The organism is Brachybacterium tyrofermentans, from assembly GCF_039526165.1.
In the GTDB taxonomy this organism is placed as follows: Bacteria; Actinomycetota; Actinomycetes; order Actinomycetales; family Dermabacteraceae; genus Brachybacterium; species Brachybacterium tyrofermentans.
The window spans coordinates 155,206-172,846 of record NZ_BAAAIR010000046.1 but is presented as its reverse complement, the minus strand read 5'-3'; the positions used below and the strand labels follow the sequence as shown (position 1 = coordinate 172,846).

Here is a 17,641-nt window from a genome sequence, read left to right as displayed (position 1 = left end):
CTCAGCTCTCCTTCGATGCGGTGGGGTCGGCGTCAGCGTCAGCGTCAGCGATCAGCTGCGCAAGATCAGCAGGCGGGTCGAACTCGACCTGCACCTGGGCGGTGGAGACCTCGGCGACCGGGATATCCAGCCGCTCGGAGGTGCCCTGGGGCATACGGAGCGGGCGGCCGCGGTCGTCCCGGCCGGGCTCCTGACGCAGGATCAGGACGTCACCGGCGGTCACGGCGAGCAGTCGTGCCCGGTACAGCGTGCCGTCGACGGTCAGGGAGAGCAGGCGGCCCCGCGAGCGCCGGAAGTGGCGCACGGCGGTGAGCTCCCGATCGACCCCGGGGGTGGTGATCTCCAGGACCACCGGGTCGGGGCCCAGCAGGGAGTCGTCGGCGTCGATCAGATCGGAGAGCTCGCGCGAAGCGATCGCGACGGCGTCCAGATCTGCGCTGCCCAGCTGGTCCTCGGGCAGATCCACGATCAGCCGCACCTCGGGCATCGAGCGGGGGCCTGTCACCACGATCTCTTCGAGCACGAGGTCATGGTTGTCCAGGACCTGGGATGCTGCCTCCCGCAGGGCGGTGTGGGCCGTCTGGCCGTCGAGGTCGCTCATCGCTCGCTCACCTCCTCCTGCATATAGGTACCTGTGCCCGCCGGTGACAGATCACCGGCAGGGTCACTCCCAGGATAGTGCGCGCGCGGCGCGGATGCCTCCCGGATGGGCCTCGATGCGAGAATCCTCCTGTGCTCCTTCCCACCGACTCCCCCTCTGCTGCCCGACTTCCCTCGCGGCGCAGGGTCCTGGCGTCGGGCGCCCTGGGCGTCCTCGCCCTCGCCGGGCTGCCCGGATGCGGACGGATCGCCGTAGGCGGGCCCGAGGCCTACACGCCCCCTCCGCCCGGGATCGATGACCTGTACCGGGCTGATCTGCTCGACGTGCTGGACCGCGCGATCGCCGGTGCGGAGGCGCTCGCGGGCTCAGACGGAGACTCGGACTCGGACGACGGGGCGCCCGACCCCTCCGGCGCCACCGCCGATGGTTCGACGGGCCCCGCGCTGCCCGGCGTGCTGTCGATGCTGGTCGCCGCACTGCCCGCACAGCGTGCGGCCCTGCTGACCGGTGCCGAGGCCGAGCGCGCGGCGACGGCCGGCTCCGACCCGGCCTCGACGTCTCCTCCCCCGCCCTCCGACGCGCCGACGGACGCAGCAGGGCTCCTCGCGGTGCTGGTGGAGCTGCGGCTGCTCGCGGCCGATGCGGCACGGCAGGTCTCCGGATCCCTCGCCCGTCCGGTCGTGGCGATCGCGGCGCATTCGGCATGGAGCGCACGACGCCTCCACGTCGCCGCTGCGGCGGGCGAGGTGGCCCCGTTGCGCCCGGCGGAGGAGATCGTGCCCTCGCGCGAGGTGCCGACGACGGACCCGGCGACGGTGGGCGCCGAGGTGGACTACCACTCCACGATCGAGCGGGCGCAGCAGGAGGAGTGGTACGTCGGCTACCTCTACGAGGTGCTCGCGGCCCGGACCACGGACGCCGGCGAGCGCGAGGCGGACCTCGCCCACAGCGACCGCCATCGCGCTCGCGCAGAATCCCTCGCGGCGATCGCGGAGGAGGACGGCGCCCCGGTCGTGCCCCGTCAGGCCGTCTACGCGCTTCCCGGCGGCACGCTGGACGACCGGATGGCCGCGGAGCTCCCGAGGATGCTCGCCGAGGGCCTGCTGGTGGATCATGCCGCGCTGGTCGGAGCCGCCCCGTTCGACCGCCGTCCGCTGTCGATCCTCGCCACGATGCAGGAGGGCGAGCTGCTGGCCACCCGCACGGAGGAGATGCCCCCGCTGCCCGGCCTCGAGATCGAGGACCCCGCGCCGAGCGACGGCGGCTGAGCACCGCTGCCCGGGGCCGCCGCCGGCTGGCAGCGGCGGCCCTGCTGGGGGCTCAGGCCCCGCGCACCGCCGACACCAGGGCCTCGACGGCCGCCTCGGGGGCGACCTCCTCGATGGATCCCGTCGCGCGGTCCCGGATCTCGACCACGCCGGTCGCCAGGCCCTTGCCGACCACCACGGAGGTGGGGATGCCCAGCAGCTCGGCGTCCTTGAACTTCACGCCCGGGGAGACCTTGGGGCGGTCGTCGTAGAGCACCTCGAGGCCGCGGGACTCGAGCTCGATGCCGATCCGCTCGGCCTCCTCGAAGATCTCCGGCGTCTTGCCGGTCGCCATGATGTGCACGTCGGCCGGGGCGACCTGACGGGGCCACACCAGTCCCTTGTCGTCGTGGTGGAGCTCGGCGATGGCGGCGACGGCGCGGGTCACGCCGATGCCGTAGGAGCCCATCGTGACCACGACCGCCTTGCCGTTCACGTCGAGCACCTTGAGGTCGAGCGCCTCGGCGTACTTGCGGCCCAGCTGGAAGATGTGTCCCATCTCCATGCCACGGGTCAGTCGCATCGGGCCCGAGCCGTCGGGCGCAGGGTCCCCGTCGCGCACCTCGGCGGCCTCGACGGTGCCGTCGGCGGTGAAGTCGCGGCCGAAGACGAGGTCGTAGACGTGCTTGTCCTTCTCGCCGGCGCCGGCGACCCAGGAGGTGCCGGGGGCGACGCGAGGGTCCACGAGGTAGCGGATCTCCGAGGGAGATTCCAGGCCCAGGCCCTCCGGGCCGATGTAGCCCTTCGTCAGCACGGGGTGCTTGGCGAAGTCGGCATCGGTGAACGGTGCGGCGACGGCGGGCGCGACTGCGGACTCGAGGCGCTTCTCGTCGACCTCGCGGTCGCCGGGCAGCGCGATGACCAGCGGCTCGGTGCTGCCGTCGGGGTAGGTGAGCAGGTAGGCGAGGTGCTTGAGCATCTCGTAGCGGGTCCACTCCCCCGACTCCGTGATGGGGCCCGTGCCGGGGAAGGCCTCGTTGGAGAAGTCCGTGAGCGCGGCGATGGTGCTCGCCCACGGGGTGTCCTCGACGTGCATCGCGGGCAGCCCGGCGATGGCGGCCTCGTCCAGGGCCGGCGGGGCGACGGTCGTGACGGCCTCGACGTTGGCGGCGTAGCCGCCGTCGGAGACCACGAAGGTGTCCTCGCCGACGGGCGTGGGGTGGAGGAACTCCTCGGAGCGGGAGCCGCCCATCGCGCCGGCGTCGGCGCGGCAGATCACGATGGGCAGACCGAGGCGATCGAAGGTGCGCTGGTAGGCGCCGCGCTGCTTCTCGTAGGAGACGTCCAGGCCGGCGTCGTCGATGTCGAAGGAGTAGGCGTCCTTCATGATGAACTCGCGGGTGCGCAGCAGCCCAGCCCGGGGACGCGCCTCGTCACGGAACTTGGTCTGCACCTGGTAGAGCATCGCCGGGAGGTCCTTGTACGAGTTGTACAGATCCTTCACCGTGAGGGTGAACGTCTCCTCGTGGGTGGGCGCGAGCAGGTAGTCGTTCTCGCGGCGGTCCTGGAGGCGGAACACCTGGGGGCCGTACTCCTCCCAGCGCCCGGTGGCCTCGTACGGCTCGCGCGGCTGGAGCGCGGAGAAGACGAGCTCCTGGCCGCCGATGGCGTCCTGCTCGTCGCGCACGATGGCCTCGACCTTGCGCAGCACCTTCAGCCCGAGCGGCAGCCAGGTGTAGACACCCGGTGCGCTGCGGCGGATGTATCCGGCGCGCACGAGCAGCTTGTGGCTGGCGACCTCGGCGTCGGCCGGGTCCTCCCGCAGGGTGCGGACGAACGACGACGACAGACGGAGCATGGGGCAGGCCTTTCACAGCAGGGACTGGGCGCTACCGCCACCGGGGGCGGACGCGGGGTCCATCGTACTGGCCGCCGTGCCGGCAGACGAGCACCGACGTACCCTGGCAGGATGCACCCGCGAGCACGAGAGGATCCCGGATCCTCGCACACGTCGCGCCGACAGGCCCTGCGTGCGGCGGGCACCGTCGGCGCCCTCGGCGTCGTGGGAACCGGCGGGTACCTGACCTATCGCCTCGCCGTCCCCGCCACGGACCCGCGCACCGTCATCTCCCTGTACTCGCAGACCGTCGCCTATGCCGCGAACCAGTCACGCGTGCTCGTGAGGACCCCCGAGTCGATGTCCGAGCTGCTCCCGGGAACCCGCCTGCACTCGGGCCTCCCCACGTCCTCCCCCGTCCTCCGGCGTGCGCACGACTTCTGGGAGGGAACCGCCTCGTGGAGATCACGGGTCGACGAAGCACAGGAAGGGCACGAGATGCGCGCCGTCCTCCGGGACCTCGCGGGATCCGCTCTGCGCGACCTGTGGGTGCTCGCGGATGATCTGCCCGCCCCGGTCGCCGGCTGGAGCACGAGCTGGCGATACATCTGGCCGCGGGATGCCGCGTTCTGCGCGGTCGCGCTCGCCCGCGTGGGGCATGTGGACCGCGCGATCGGCGTCCTGACCCATCTGCAGTCGATCCAGGCGGAGGATGGGTGGTTCGAGGCGCGCTATGCACCGGGCACAGATCGGGCACCGGATGGCAGGGACCGCCAGTTCGACGGCACCGGTCTGGTGCTGTGGGCTCTCTCCGAGGTCGCGCGGACCGTTCCCGATGCCGACCGGCCCCAGCTCCTCGAGGACTTCGCGCCCCTGATCAGCACCACCCGCGATGCGCTGCTCCGGGAGACGCAGGACGGGACCGAAATGCCTCCCGTCTCCCCCGACTACTGGGAGGTGCGCGAGCGCGCCGTGACGCTCGGCCTCATGGCCAGCGCCCTGGCGGGTCTGCGCGCCGTCGGCGAGCTGACCGGGGACGACAAGGACCAGGAGGCCGCCCGCTCGTTCTCCGCGGTGCTGACCGACTCCTTCGGCGCCCATGGCTTCCAGCGCTACCGGCGCCGCGGCGGATCCGACTCCGCTCTCGCCGTCCTCGATGCGACCGGATGCCACGGTGTGGCATCGGCCCAGCAGCTGCTGGACCTGCGTCAGGAGCTCGCCCGTCCGGGAGGCGGCATCGCCCCGGGGGCGTCCTGGCGCGAGGACGGCGTCAGCTGGACCCCGTCGACGAGCCTGCTCGCCCTCGCCCTCGCCCGGGCCGGAGAGGTCGACGCCGCGCTCGAGATCCTCGGCTGGCTCGCAGCGCACCGCACCGATGCGGGCTCCCTGCCGGAGAAGGTCCTCTTCGACGGCCGCCCGGCGGCGGTCGCCCCGCTCGCCTGGACCGCGGCGAACGTGCTGCTCACGCTCGACGCGCTCGCGTCGACGTGACCCTGCGAATCTGACGCGGGCCGACCCCGTCAGGTCAGGGCGTGGAGCACCTGAGCTGCAGCGTCCTCCGGCCCCATGGTCGACAGATCCAGCGTGATCGCGTCCTCGGGCGGTGGCAGGACCGGCAGCTCGAGAAGATCGCGCAGCACCTCGGGGTCGGTGAGCTTGCTGCGCTCCGCGCGCCCCGGCGCGTCGATGCGTGCCAGAAGCGCCTCCGGCGACGCCGTCAGCCAGACCGGCACGAATCGGGCTCCGCGACGGCCAGCCAGAGCCCGCAGTCGATCGACATGCGCGGCGTTCCCGGGACCGTCGGGCAGCCAGATCGTGAAGACGTGGCTGAGTCCGGGCGGGGCCAGATGGGTCGATTCCAGGACGACGTCGAGGACCCGGCCCCGCAGCGCGTCGGTATCGGCCAGCTCGACCCCGAGACCACGGCCCAGGCCCATCGGGACGAACACCGCGTTGTTGACCAGGTGGTTGTCGACGACGATCGCGCCCGTCCTGCGCCCGATCTCCGTGGCGACGCTCAACTTGCCGACCGCCGGGGGCCCGACCAGGAGGATGAGGTGGCCGCCGGGAAGGTCGACGTCGTGTGTTTGGTGCCGCCGATGGTTCTCGCTCATCTGAGCAGGCTAGGCATCCCCGTCGCTCCACACCACCGGATTTCCCGGTTCCGTACCGGCGCAGAACACTCAGAACACTCAGAACAGGATCGTGGTGAGCTCGCCGATCTGGTGGAATCCGGCGGCGGCATAGGCGCGGCGGGCCGGTTCGTTGAAGTCGTTGACGTACAGGGTGACCTGCGGAGCGTGGTCTCGGCGCACCTGTCGCACCAGGTCCGCCATGGCCGCACGGCCCACGCCTCGCCCCCGCTGATCCGGTCGCACCCACACTCCGTGGATCTGGGCGACGGGACCGAACAGGGCGCCGACGTCGGCCTTGAACAGCACCTCGCCGTCCTCGATGATCACGTAGGTCCGGCCCAGGTGGATCAGGTCATCGATCCTGGTCCGGTAGGAGCGGCCGCCGTCGCCGAGCAGGGGATCGATGCCGACCTCCTCGCGGAACATCGCCACGGCGGCCGGGAACACCGCTCGCTCCTCGCCCGGCAGCGCCGCCCGCAGCTGCGAAGCACCGGACATGACCTCATCCTGCGCGCTGAGCAGCGGCTGGCTCCACCGGTACTCGCGCACATCAGGACCCCAGCCCGGCGCGAGGTGCTGCCACATCGCCTCGACCGCGGCGCGGTCGCCGACCACGGAGCTGGCCCGCCGGTTCCGAGCCGAGAGGAATCTTCCGAACTCTCCCAGGGCGAGACCGGTCGCCGACATCGGAGACAGGTTCACGCCGTGCCACAGCAGGCCGTCGGGCCGGGTCTCATCCCCTGCCAGCGAGAACTCCTGCGCCACGGAGGCGCTGCGGCCCACATCGCGCAGACGCGCACCGGCCAGGGCATTGGTCGCCGGGTCCCTCAGGGCATGCGCGATCGCGACGTCCAGCCCCGCGGGACGAACTGCTCGAACCCGCCCTCCGCGACGGAACACGCGCGATCAGCTCACAGAGACCGACGGGGCACCGGGCGCCTCGGCGTCTTCACCCTCCATCTCGGCGGCGATGCGGTTCGCCTCGGCCAGCAGCGTCGGGACGATGTCCGACTCGGGCACGGTCTTGATGACCTTGCCCTTGACGAAGATCTGGCCCTTGCCGTTGCCGGAGGCGACACCGAGATCGGCCTCGCGGGCCTCGCCCGGGCCGTTGACGACGCAGCCCATGACGGCCACACGCAGCGGCACCTCGAGGTGCTTGAGCCCCTCGGTGACCTCGTCGGCGAGCTTGTAGACGTCCACCTGGGCGCGGCCGCAGGAGGGGCACGAGACGATGTCGAGCTTGCGATCCTTGAGGTTCAGCGACTGCAGGATCTGGATGCCGACCTTGACCTCCTCGACCGGCGGGGCCGACAGCGACACACGGATGGTGTCACCGATGCCCTCGCTCAGCAGGATGCCGAAGGCGACGGAGGACTTGATGGTGCCCTGGAACGCCGGGCCCGCCTCGGTGACGCCGAGGTGCAGGGGCCAGTCGCCCTCCGCGGAGAGCTGACGGTAGGCCTCGACCATGATCACGGGGTCGTTGTGCTTCACCGAGATGCCGAAGTCGTGGAAGTCGTGCTCCTCGAACAGGGACGCCTCCCACTTCGCGGACGCCACGAGGGCCTCGGGGGTGACGCGGTCGCCCGTCATCATCCGCTGGTCGATGCTGCCGGCGTTGACGCCGATGCGCAGCGCGGTGCCGTGGTCCTTGGCGGCCTGGGCGATGTCCTTGATCTGATCGTCGAAGCGACGGATGTTGCCCGGGTTCACGCGGACCCCCGCGCAGCCAGCCTCGATCGCGGCGAAGACGTACTTCGGCTGGAAGTGGATGTCGGCGATCACCGGGATCGGGGACTTCGCCGCGATCGCCGCGAGGGCGTCGGCGTCCTCCTGCCGAGGACAGGCCACGCGCACGATGTCGCAGCCCGCGGCGGTCAGCTCCGCGATCTGCTGGAGGGTCGCGTTGATGTCATGCGTCGGGGTCGTGGTCATCGACTGCACCGTGATGGGTGCGTCGCCGCCGACGTAGAGATCGCCGAGCTTGACCTTGCGGGTCGTCCGCCGCGGTGCGAGGACCGGAGGCGGCGTCTTGACGGAGGGGATGCCGAGGCTCACTGAAGTCACCCCTCCATTATGGACTCGTCCCGACGCTCTGGAGGGTCAGGTGCGACACCTCCACCGCTCCTGCACGCCTGTCGTGGCGCGAGGCACATGGTTTCGGGGCACCGGATACGTTCCCGAGGCGGCATCCGCGAGGACCGACGTCGGTCAGGGACGCGGCGTCAGGGGAAGAGCGTGATGGGTTTGACGATGTCGGCGTAGAGCAGCAGCACCGTCATGAGGATGAAGATGATCGCGACCGCATTCGTCAGCGGCAGCAGCCGCGACATGTCCACCGGCCCGGGATCGAGCCGTCCTCGCCAGCGGGCGATCCGCCGCCGGACGCCCTCGATCAGCGCACCCAGGACATGCCCGCCGTCCAGGGGCAGCAGCGGCACCAGGTTGAACACGAACAGCGCCATGTTCAGCGACGCCAGCATCGAGATCAGGGTCGCGGCCTTCTCCTTGAGCTCGAAGCCCGGCTGGTCCGCGGAGGCGACCTCACCGGCGAGGCGCGACACCCCGACGACGCCGAGCGGGCCGTTGGGATCGCGCTCCTCGCTGCCGAACGCAGCCTGCGCCACGTCATATAGCCGCACCGGCAGGGTCAGGATGATCTTCCCCGTCTGCGTGAACGCGGACCACGCCATCTCCGGCACGAGCGCCGGCGACTGCGGAACCAGATCCGGGGTGCCCGAGACACCGAGGAAGCCGACCTGCTCGGTCATCAGGTCGCCGTTGGCGTCATAGACCGCGGCGCCGTCCGCATCGAGCACGGGACGGGCATCCACGATCGGGGTGGCCTCGAGATGCAGAGTCTCGCCGTCCCGCTCGACGACGACGGGGACGGTGCGGTCCCCGCTCGCCCGGATCGCCACGGTCACATCTGACCAGGTGTCGATCGGATGCCCGTCGATCTCCTGCAGCGTGTCCCCGGGGCGGATCCCCGCGGCGAGGGCCGGGGCCTCCTGCTCGCCCTCGCAGCCAGCATCGGCAGGGGCTTCGGCCGGGAGCACGCACTCCGAGACCGACTGCACCGTGGGGGTCACCGCAGGCAGACCGATTCCGCTGACCATCACGGTCATCAGCACGATCGAGATCAGCAGGTTCATGGTGGGCCCGCCCAGCATGACCACGAGCTTCTTCGGCACGGACAGCGCGACGAACGTGCGGTGCGCGTCCTCCTGCCCGTACTGGGAGGACTCGAACTCCTTGGCGTCCTCGGACATCTGCGACATCTGCTGCAGGAACCCGGTGGAGTCCTCGCGGATGGTGCCCTCCGGCTCCCCCTTGTGCGGCGGGAACATGCCGATCATGCGGATGTACCCGCCCAGCGGGATCGCCTTGAGCCCGTACTCGGTCTCGCCGCGGGTGCGCGAGAGCACCGTCGGCCCGAAACCGATCATGTACTGGGTGACGCGGACGCCGAACAGCTTGGCCGGGAGCAGGTGGCCGACCTCGTGCAGGGCGATCGAGAGCGCGAGCCCGAGCCCGACCACGAGCACCCCGAGCGCGAACAGCGCGATGCTCATCGCTCGGTCTCGGAGCTCGCGGGGCCTGCGGGATTCGTGGGGTTCGAGGAGGTCGTGGAGACCCCGGGGATCTTCGTGGTTCCCTCAGAGATCAGGATGCGGGCGGTCTCACGGGCCCAGGTCTCCACGGCGAGCACGCCGTCGACGCCGTCGGCGAGCTCGGCGCGGGGGCGCCCCGGATGCTCGAGGACCGCGCGGATCATCTCGACGATGCCGAGGAAGCTGAGCCCGCCCGTGAAGAACGCCTCGACGGCCTCCTCGTTCGCGGCGTTGTACGCGGCCATCGCTCCCCCGCCCTCGCGGTGCGCCGCCCGGGCGATCGAGATCGCCGGGAAGGTCACCTCGTCGACCGGCTCGAAGGTCCACGACTGGGCGGTGGAGAAGTCGAGCGCGGCGGCGAGGCCGGGCAGCTTCTCAGGGTGGGCGAGCGCCCAGCCGATCGCATGGCGCATATCGGGCGGGCTCGCCTGCGCGATGGTCGAGCCGTCGACCAGGGTGGCCATGGAGTGCACGATCGACTGCGGATGGACGACCACGTCGATGCGGTCCTCGGGCAGATCGAACTGGAAGCAGGCCTCGATGACCTCGAGGGCCTTGTTGACCAGGGTCGCCGAGTTGGTGGTGATCACGCGTCCCATCGCCCAGGTGGGGTGCGCGAGAGCTTGCTCCGGCGTGACGGCACCGAGCTCGGCGCGGGTCCGACCGCGGAAGGGGCCCCCGGACGCGGTCACGACCAGGCGGTCCACCTGGTCCGGACGCACCCCGGCGAGGGCCTGTGCAATCGCGGTGTGCTCGGAGTCGACCGGGAGGATCTGCCCCGGCGCGGCGGCGTCGGTGACCAGGTGGCCGCCGACCACGAGGGACTCCTTGTTGGCCAGGGCCAGGCGGGCGCCGCTGGCGAGGGCGGAGAGCGTGGGCAGCAGGCCGACGGAGCCGGTGATCGCGTTGAGCACGACGTCCTGGCCCCCGAGGGAGCCGGCGAGGTCGACGACCGCCTGCTGGCCGGCCTCGATCGGCGGTGCGGTGATGCCGGCCGCGCTGCAGGCGAGCGACACGGCGCGCTCGACGGCCTCGGCACGCGCAGGATCGGCGACGACGAGACGCTCGGGCCGGTGACGTGCCACCTGGTCGGCGACGACCTCCGGGCGCGATCCGCCGACGGCGAGGCCGTGCAGTCGGGCGATGCCCGGGTATCGGGCCAGGACCTCGAGGGTCTGGGCCCCGATGGAGCCGGTCGCCCCCAGCAGCACCAGCCGTCGTGCGGACGGGGCACCGGTCTTGACGCTCGGGGCCGTGATCACGGCACGGAGGCCATCACGTCCGCGACATGGTCGAGGTAGACGTCGACGACGGCCTCGCGGTAGCCCTCGGTTCCTCGGCGACGACGGAAGGCGGCCCGACGCACGTCGTCGACGCTCATCGGCAGTCCGTCGGTGAAGTAGGCGACCAGCTGATCGCACAGGGCGTCGACATCCGTGCGGTCATAGGACGGCTCCCCCTGCTCAGCCGGGGCGAAGCGCTCACCGGCAGGGCGCTCGAGACGCTCCTTGAGGGTCTCCGCCCGCTCGGTGAGCTGGGCGACCCAGACGTCCTCGCCCTTCTCGGCGATGGAGTCGTCACGGGACTGCAGGGCGAAGGCGTCGGAGAGACGGTCCAGCGCCTCGTCCACGACACGCATGTCATAGCCGCCGCGTTCGGTGCCGAAGCTCGCCGACGTGATGTCACCGCCGCTGAACGCGGGGTCACGACCCTCATAGGCGGTGCGGGCGCGGGCGAGGAACTCGTCGACCTCCCGCATGTTGTATCCGACGCTGAAGCGGGAGACGCGCTCGAACGATGTGCTCACCAGTGGATCCTTCCTCGGTGCTGTCGGTGTCCCACTGTAGCGGCGTGGGCGGTGGAGTTCGGGGAGGTGCGGTTCAGAGGATCGGGCGTCGAGCGCAACGGCCGTCGCCGCGCAGAGGAGCCTGCTGGCGACGGCCGATGGACCTATCGACCGCCCCCACGCCATGGGCCGCGGAGAACCTGCTCCGGGTGAAGGTGATCTTCATCGGTGGCTCGTCACTCGCCGGCGGCGACGGCCTCGACGCGCGCGATCCGCGCCTCGCGGTCCTCACGGTGCTCGTCGGTCTCGATGACCTCCGCCGCGAGCTGACCGCAGGCACCATCGATGTCGCTGCCGCGCGTGTCGCGGATGGTCGCCGAGATGCCGTTGTCCCGCAGGGTCTGCACGAACTGCTTCTCCACGAACGGATCCGACGCGGTCCACTTCGACCCCTTCACCGGGTTCAACGGGATCGGGTTGACGTGGATCCAATGCGCACCGCCCTTGGAGATCAGTCGATCGGCGAGGAGCTGGGCACGGTGCGCCTGATCGTTGATGTCACGGATCAGGGCGTACTCGATGCTCACCCGTCGGCCAGTGGTCTCGAAGTACTCGTAGGCGGCGTCGAGGATCTCGTCGATGTCGAAGCGCGTGTTGATCGGCACGAGCTCGTTGCGCAGCGCGTCGTCCGGGGCGTGCAGCGACACGGCGAGGGTGAGCGGGATCTTCTCCTTGGTCAGCTTCCGCACCGCCGGGGCCAGCCCCACCGTGGAGACGGTGATGTGGCGGGCGCCCATGCCGAAGCCCTCGGGCGTGGGCTTGTTCAACCGGTGGCACACGGTCGCCACGGGACGGTAGTTCGCCAGCGGCTCACCCATGCCCATGAACACGATGTTGGAGACCTTCCCGGTGCCGCCGGGCAGCTCGCCGTCGGCCAGCATCTTGTTGGCGATGCGCACCTGCTCGAGGATCTCGGAGGTGGACAGGTTGCGGGTCAGGCCCATCTGCCCGGTCGCGCAGAACGGGCAGTTCATGCCGCAGCCCGCCTCGGAGGAGATGCACAGGGTGACGCGGTCGCTGTAGCGCATCAGCACGGACTCGACCATCGAGCCGTCGAACAGCTTCCACAGGAACTTCTGGGTGGCCCCGTGATCGGCGGACTGCCGGGAGACCTCCGTCAGCAGCTGCGGGAAGAAGCGCTCCACGAGCGCATCCCGGCCGTCCTTGGGAAGATCGGTGAGGTCCTCGGGGTCGGTCGTGAAGTGCTCGAAGTAGTGCACGGAGAGCTGCTTGGCCCGGAAGCCGGGCAGGCCCATCTCCTTGACCGCTGCGACCCGCTCCTCCATCGTGAGGTCCGCGAGGTGGGCTGGCGCCTTGCCGCGACGCGCGGGGCGCAGCTGCAGCTGCCCCGGGGCAAGGGCGATCTTCTGACCGGGGACCGCCTCTCGGGAGAGGTCGGGGAGGTCCGCGTTCTTGGTGGACGCGGCCTTGTCGGTTCGTTCGTCGGCGCTGTTCATGGCAGCAGGACCTCCAGCATGATGTAGGTGGTGGGGGCGGCGAGCAGGATGGAATCCACCCTGTCCAGCACGCCTCCGTGGCCAGGGAGCAGGTGCCCCATGTCCTTGATTCCGAGGTCGCGCTTCAGCAGCGACTCGGATAGATCGCCGCAGGTGGAGACGACCACGAGCACGACACCGAGGGCCGCGCCCGCCCACCAGGGGACGTCGAGCGCGAGCATCCCGAAGGTGGTCACCGAGGCGACACCCAGGATCAGCGAGCCGGCGAAGCCCTCCCAGCTCTTCTTGGGACTGATGCCCGGCGCCATCGGGTGGGAGCCGAACAGCACTCCGGCCACATAGCCTCCGATGTCATTGCCCACCGGGCCGAGCACGGCGAGCATCACGAGCAGCGGGCCCTGCTCCATCCCGAACAGGAGCAGCGTGAAGCTGCCCAGGAAGGCCACCCAGGACAGCGCGAACACTCCCCCGGCCACATCGCGCAGCGCCGTGAGACCCATCGATTCCGAGACCCGCCACAGGATAAGCACGCAGACCGCCACAGCGGTGGAGATCAGGAGTCCCTGCACATCGAACACGACGGTCGAGATCGCCATCCCGATCACTCCGACGAGCACAGGGACGGCCGGGATCCGCAGGCCCCCGTGGGCGAGCGCGCGGGTCAGCTCGAGCACGGCGAGCACGACGATGATCGCGACGAGCACCGGGAACGCCTGGGGGACGACGAACAGCGAACACAGCAGCACCCCGCCGAGCACCGCGCCGACGGCGATCGCGGCAGGAAGGTTCCGGCCCGGGCCTCGGCGCTTCGCGTGTTCGGGCGCGAAGGCGTCCGCGCCGTCGGCCGCCACGACGGTGGTCGTGGCGGCCGGGCGTGGAGTGGGATCCGAGTCCGTGGTCACTGAGCGGGCCGAGGCAGCGTGGGAGACCTCAGATGGTCTCGAGCTCGGTTTCCTTGAGGCCGAAGGCCTCGTCGATCTGCTCGATGAACGACTTGGTCAGGGACTCGAGCTCCTTCTCGGCGCGCGTTCCCTCGTCCTCACCGATCTCCTTGTCCTTGACCAGCTTCTCGATGGCCTTCTTCGCGTTGCCGCGGGAGCCGCGCACGGCCACTCGACCGTCCTCCGCCTTGGTCTTGGCGAGCTTCACGTACTCCTTGCGGCGCTCCTCGGTGAGGGCGGGCAGCACGACGCGCAGGTTGTCGCCGTTGTTGGTCGGGTTCACACCGAGGTCCGACTCGCGCAGAGCCGTCTCCACGCCCGTCGTCGCGGACTTGTCGTACGGGGTCACGATGACGGTGCGCGCCTCAGGGAACTGCAGCGATGCGAGCTGGTTCAGCGGGGTCGGCGCACCGTAGTACTCGACCGTGATGCCCTGGAACATGGCGGCATTGGCGCGGCCGGTGCGGATGGAGGTGAACTCATCCTTGGTGACGTCGACGGTCTTGGACATCTTGCCCTTCGCGTCCTTCAGGATGCTGGCGGTGTCGTCGCTCACGACTGCTCCTCGGTTCTCGGTGGGTGGTGATGAGGTCCATTGTCCCGCATCGTCGCGGCGGGACGGCTGATCAGGCGGGGCGCGGGCGTGCCGCACCCGGTGAGCACGGTCGGTGGGGAGCTCCAGGATCCTCGGGACCTCCCCACCGCTGACCGCTCAGTCGTGGGTGACGACCGTGCCGATCCGGTCTCCGCGCATCGCGCGGGTGATGTTGCCCGGAGCGTCGAGCCCGAACACCATCATCTGCTGGGCGTTGTCCATGCACAGGCTGAAGGCGGTGGAGTCGACGACCTTCAAGCCGCGCTGGAGGGCGTCGTTGTAGGTGATGTGCTCGAGCTTCACCGCGTCCGGATTGGAGCGGGGATCGGAGTCGTACACACCGTCCACCCCGTTCTTGGCCATGAGCACCTCCTCGCAGCCGATCTCGAGCGCACGCTGCACGGCGACGGTATCGGTGGAGAAGTACGGCATGCCGGCGCCGGCACCGAAGATGACCACACGGCCCTTCTCCAGGTGGCGCACGGCGCGCAGCGGGATGTAGGGCTCGGCGACCTGGCCCATCTCGATCGCGGTCTGCACGCGGGTGGAGACTCCGCGCTGCTCGAGGAAGTCCTGCAGGGCGAGGCAGTTCATGACGGTGCCGAGCATGCCCATGTAGTCGGCGCGGCGGCGATCCATGCCACGCTGGGAGAGCTCGGCGCCGCGGAAGAAGTTGCCGCCGCCGACGACGATGGCGCACTCGACGCCTTGGGCAACTCCTTCGGCGATCTCTCCCGCGACGCGGGAGACCACATCGGGGTCGACGCCGACGGCGCCTCCGCCGAAGGCTTCACCGGAGAGCTTCAGGAGGACACGACGTCCGTCCTCTCTCTTCGGGAGAACAGGTATCGGTGACGTGAACGTCTGGGTCATGTCGGTCCTTCCGCGCTGGGTCCTCGGCGATGATACCGGTGCGGCCCCGCACCGATGGTGCGGGGCCGCAGGGCGGTGGCGACGCTCACGCGCCGCGAGTGGGATCGGGTCCGCAGGGCCCCGTTCCCGGTGTGTCAGCCGCCGACGCGGAAACGGACGAAGCCGGTGAGCTTGCCGCCGGCGTTCTCGACGATCTGACCGACGGTCTGCTTCGGATCCTTGGCGAACGCCTGGTCGAGCAGGACGTTCTCCTTGAAGTACCCCTTGAGGCGACCCTCGACGATCTTGGTGATCGCCTTCTCGGGCTTGCCCTCGTTCTTGGCGGTCTCCTCAGCGATACGACGCTCGTTGGCGACGATCTCCTCGGGGACCTCCTCGCGGGTGAGGTACGCCGGGGAGAACGCAGCGATGTGCATCGCGACGTCGCGCCCGACCTCGGCACCGGCCTTGTCGGAGGCGACGAGGACGCCGACCTGCGGGGGCAGGTCCTTGTTGGTGCGGTGCATGTACGAGGAGACGGCCTCGCCGGAGACGCGACCGATGCGACGCACCAGGATCTTCTCGCCCATGGTGGCGCCGGCGTTGGTCAGCGCCTCGCCGAACGAGGTGTCGGCGAGCTCCTCGGGCTCGTTCGCGCCGGACTCGACGGCCGCGGCCACGGCCTCGTCGCCCAGGGCGACGAACTTGTCGTTCTTGGCCACGAAGTCGGTCTCGGAGTTGAGCTCGACCAGGGTGCCGGTCTGGCCACCCTCGCCATCGCGCACGTCGACGGCGATGAGGCCCTCGGAGGCGGTGCGGCCTTCGCGCTTGGCGATGCCCTTGAGACCCTTGACGCGGATCATCTCGACGGCCTTCGCCTTGTCGCCGTCGGACTCGTCGAGAGCCTTCTTGACGTCGAGCATGCCCGCGCCGGTGGACTCGCGGATCTCCTTGATGTCTGCTGCCGTGTAGTTGGCCATGTTCCTCTTCCTTCTAGGAGCTGATGTCTGGAGGGAGGGGCGGCGGCGAGCGCCGCCCCGTGGAGGGGCCCGGGGACGCCGAGGGCGTTCCCGGGCCCGCTATGGTCACTCGGCGGCGGGGGCCTCGGTGGACTCCGCAGCGGGGGCCTCGGTGGACTCCGCGACGGGGGTCTCCTCGGCCGGCTTCTCCTCGGCGGGGGCCTCTGCGGCGGGGGTCTCCGCAGCAGCGGTCTCCTCAGCGGCGGCCACCGACTCCTCGGCCGGTGCGTCCTCCTGCTGGACCTCGGACTGCTTGAGCAGCTCCTGCTCCCACTCGGCCAGCGGCTCCGCGGCGACGGCGGAGACGTTCTTCTCGCCACCGGTCGACTTGGCGTGACGCTCCTGCAGACCAGCGGCCACCGCGTCGGCGATGACCCGGGTCAGCAGGGCGACGGAGCGGATCGCGTCGTCGTTGCCCGGGATCGGGTAGGTGACCTCGTCGGGATCGCAGTTGGTGTCCAGGATCGCGACGACCGGGATGTTGAGCTTCTGCGCCTCGTCGACGGCCAGGTGCTCCTTGTTGGTGTCCACGATCCACACGGCGGAGGGGGCCTTCGCCATGTCGCGGATGCCGCCCAGGGTCTTGGCCAGCTTGTCCTTCTCGCGACGCATCATCAGCAGCTCCTTCTTGGTGCGACCGGAAGCGGCCACATCCTCGAAGTCGATCTGCTCGAGCTCCTTGAGGCGGTTCACGCGCTGCGAGACCGTCTGCAGGTTGGTGAGCATGCCGCCCAGCCAACGCTGGTTCACGTAGGGCATGCCCACGCGGGTCGCCTGCTCCTGGATGGGCTCCTGAGCCTGCTTCTTGGTGCCGACGAACAGGACGCTTCCGCCGTGGGAAACGGTCTGCTTGACGAAGTCGTACGCCTTGTCGATGTACGTCAGCGTCTGCATGAGGTCGACGATGTAGATGCCGTTGCGCTCGGTGAAGATGAAGCGACGGACCTTCGGGTTCCAACGACGGGTCTGGTGACCGAAGTGGACGCCGCTCTCCAGGAGCTGGCGCATGGTGACGACTGCCATGATGGTGTCCTCTGTTCTCAGGCCTGGGCTCGCACGACTCGCTGGTAGGCGTCCGTGGTCATCGCGCAGGGCCTGCATTCTCGGTTGTTCCTCCACACCGGACGGTGCGAGGCCTGGTGCCCGGGAGCACCGATCGCCCCGACTGTGCCCTGCACCGTGGTGCGGAGCGGCCGAGGACCGTTGATCGGCGGACCCTGATGGGCACGCGAAGTCATCCGGACGGACCGGATGCTCCCAGAAGTCTATCCGACGTCCCACCGCGGTCGAGCGCGGGATGCATCACCTTCGTGTCGTGTCGGGACGCGTGGCGCCATGTCGCGCCGTGTCGGGACGCGTGGCGCCGTGTCGGGTCGTGACGGAACGCGTGTCGCGTCGCGTCTGCACCAGCAGGACTGGCCGATAGGACTGGCCGGCAGGTCGGGCTCGCAGGACGGTTCGACGAACCTGGCCGACCATCGGGCCTGCGGACCG

Annotated in this window: 16 protein-coding genes; 2 read left to right on the top strand and 14 right to left on the bottom strand. The window is 70.2% G+C overall.

Going from position 1 to position 17,641, the window contains the following annotated elements; genetic code table 11:
* Position 1: 1 nt before the first annotated feature.
* Positions 2-601 (bottom strand): ribosome maturation factor RimP, encoded by a 600-nt coding sequence (locus ABD093_RS14905; RefSeq protein ID WP_193116311.1) that lies wholly within the window; start codon positions 599-601, stop codon positions 2-4.
* Positions 602-732: 131 nt separating this feature from the next.
* Here ABD093_RS14905 and ABD093_RS14900 point away from each other — a divergent pair, with 131 nt between their 5' ends.
* Positions 733-1,869 carry a DUF4439 domain-containing protein gene (locus ABD093_RS14900; RefSeq protein ID WP_193116312.1) on the top strand — a complete coding sequence of 379 codons (1,137 nt, stop codon included), beginning with the start codon at positions 733-735 and terminating at the stop codon, positions 1,867-1,869.
* A gap of 52 nt (positions 1,870-1,921) precedes the next feature.
* On the opposite strand, the gene ABD093_RS14895 is transcribed toward ABD093_RS14900, so the two are convergent.
* Positions 1,922-3,706, bottom strand: a complete 1,785-nt coding sequence (locus ABD093_RS14895) for a proline--tRNA ligase (protein ID WP_343925496.1) — start codon at positions 3,704-3,706, stop codon at positions 1,922-1,924.
* Between the two features lie 111 nt (positions 3,707-3,817).
* Between ABD093_RS14895 and ABD093_RS14890 the strand changes: the two genes are divergently transcribed.
* On the top strand, positions 3,818-5,176 hold the full coding sequence (locus ABD093_RS14890) for a glycoside hydrolase family 15 protein (protein ID WP_226849665.1): 1,359 nt from the start codon (positions 3,818-3,820) through the stop codon (positions 5,174-5,176).
* Positions 5,177-5,205: 29 nt separating this feature from the next.
* Here ABD093_RS14890 and ABD093_RS14885 read toward each other — a convergent pair whose 3' ends face one another.
* From ABD093_RS14885 to rpsB, 12 genes are all read right to left on the bottom strand, one after another.
* The gene (locus tag ABD093_RS14885; protein WP_193116314.1) at positions 5,206-5,799 is read right to left on the bottom strand and encodes a P-loop nucleotide/nucleoside kinase family protein; all 594 of its coding nucleotides are present in this window, start codon (positions 5,797-5,799) and stop codon (positions 5,206-5,208) included.
* Between the two features lie 78 nt (positions 5,800-5,877).
* On the bottom strand, positions 5,878-6,720 hold the full coding sequence (locus tag ABD093_RS14880; protein ID WP_193116315.1) for a GNAT family N-acetyltransferase: 843 nt from the start codon (positions 6,718-6,720) through the stop codon (positions 5,878-5,880).
* Between the two features lie 6 nt (positions 6,721-6,726).
* Positions 6,727-7,890, bottom strand: coding sequence for a flavodoxin-dependent (E)-4-hydroxy-3-methylbut-2-enyl-diphosphate synthase (gene ispG / locus ABD093_RS14875; protein WP_193116316.1), 1,164 nt, complete (start codon positions 7,888-7,890; stop codon positions 6,727-6,729).
* A 158-nt stretch (positions 7,891-8,048) separates the two neighbouring features.
* Positions 8,049-9,398 carry a M50 family metallopeptidase gene (locus ABD093_RS14870; RefSeq protein WP_343925492.1) on the bottom strand — a complete coding sequence of 450 codons (1,350 nt, stop codon included), beginning with the start codon at positions 9,396-9,398 and terminating at the stop codon, positions 8,049-8,051.
* Positions 9,395-10,699, bottom strand: coding sequence for a 1-deoxy-D-xylulose-5-phosphate reductoisomerase (gene dxr / locus ABD093_RS14865; protein ID WP_343925490.1), 1,305 nt, complete (start codon positions 10,697-10,699; stop codon positions 9,395-9,397). The genes ABD093_RS14870 and dxr overlap by 4 nt, the downstream gene beginning before the upstream one ends.
* The gene (locus ABD093_RS14860) at positions 10,696-11,244 is read right to left on the bottom strand and encodes a DivIVA domain-containing protein (protein ID WP_193116318.1); all 549 of its coding nucleotides are present in this window, start codon (positions 11,242-11,244) and stop codon (positions 10,696-10,698) included. The genes dxr and ABD093_RS14860 overlap by 4 nt, the downstream gene beginning before the upstream one ends.
* Before the next feature lie 215 nt (positions 11,245-11,459).
* Positions 11,460-12,740: a dual-specificity RNA methyltransferase RlmN gene (gene rlmN, locus ABD093_RS14855; RefSeq protein WP_193116320.1), complete on the bottom strand. Its 1,281-nt coding sequence runs from the start codon at positions 12,738-12,740 to the stop codon at positions 11,460-11,462.
* Positions 12,737-13,642, bottom strand: a complete 906-nt coding sequence (locus ABD093_RS14850; RefSeq protein ID WP_343925487.1) for a phosphatidate cytidylyltransferase — start codon at positions 13,640-13,642, stop codon at positions 12,737-12,739. Before ABD093_RS14850 ends, rlmN begins: the two co-directional genes overlap by 4 nt.
* 28 nt (positions 13,643-13,670) lie before the next feature.
* Positions 13,671-14,237 (bottom strand): ribosome recycling factor, encoded by a 567-nt coding sequence (gene frr / locus ABD093_RS14845; RefSeq protein WP_343925485.1) that lies wholly within the window; start codon positions 14,235-14,237, stop codon positions 13,671-13,673.
* Positions 14,238-14,393: 156 nt separating this feature from the next.
* Positions 14,394-15,149, bottom strand: coding sequence for a UMP kinase (pyrH, locus tag ABD093_RS14840; RefSeq protein ID WP_343925483.1), 756 nt, complete (start codon positions 15,147-15,149; stop codon positions 14,394-14,396).
* Between the two features lie 134 nt (positions 15,150-15,283).
* Complete coding sequence (tsf, locus tag ABD093_RS14835; RefSeq protein WP_193116324.1) at positions 15,284-16,108, bottom strand: translation elongation factor Ts; 825 nt, start codon at positions 16,106-16,108, stop codon at positions 15,284-15,286.
* A 105-nt stretch (positions 16,109-16,213) separates the two neighbouring features.
* Positions 16,214-17,170, bottom strand: coding sequence for a 30S ribosomal protein S2 (gene rpsB / locus ABD093_RS14830; RefSeq protein WP_193116325.1), 957 nt, complete (start codon positions 17,168-17,170; stop codon positions 16,214-16,216).
* Between the last annotated feature and the right edge of the window lie 471 nt (positions 17,171-17,641).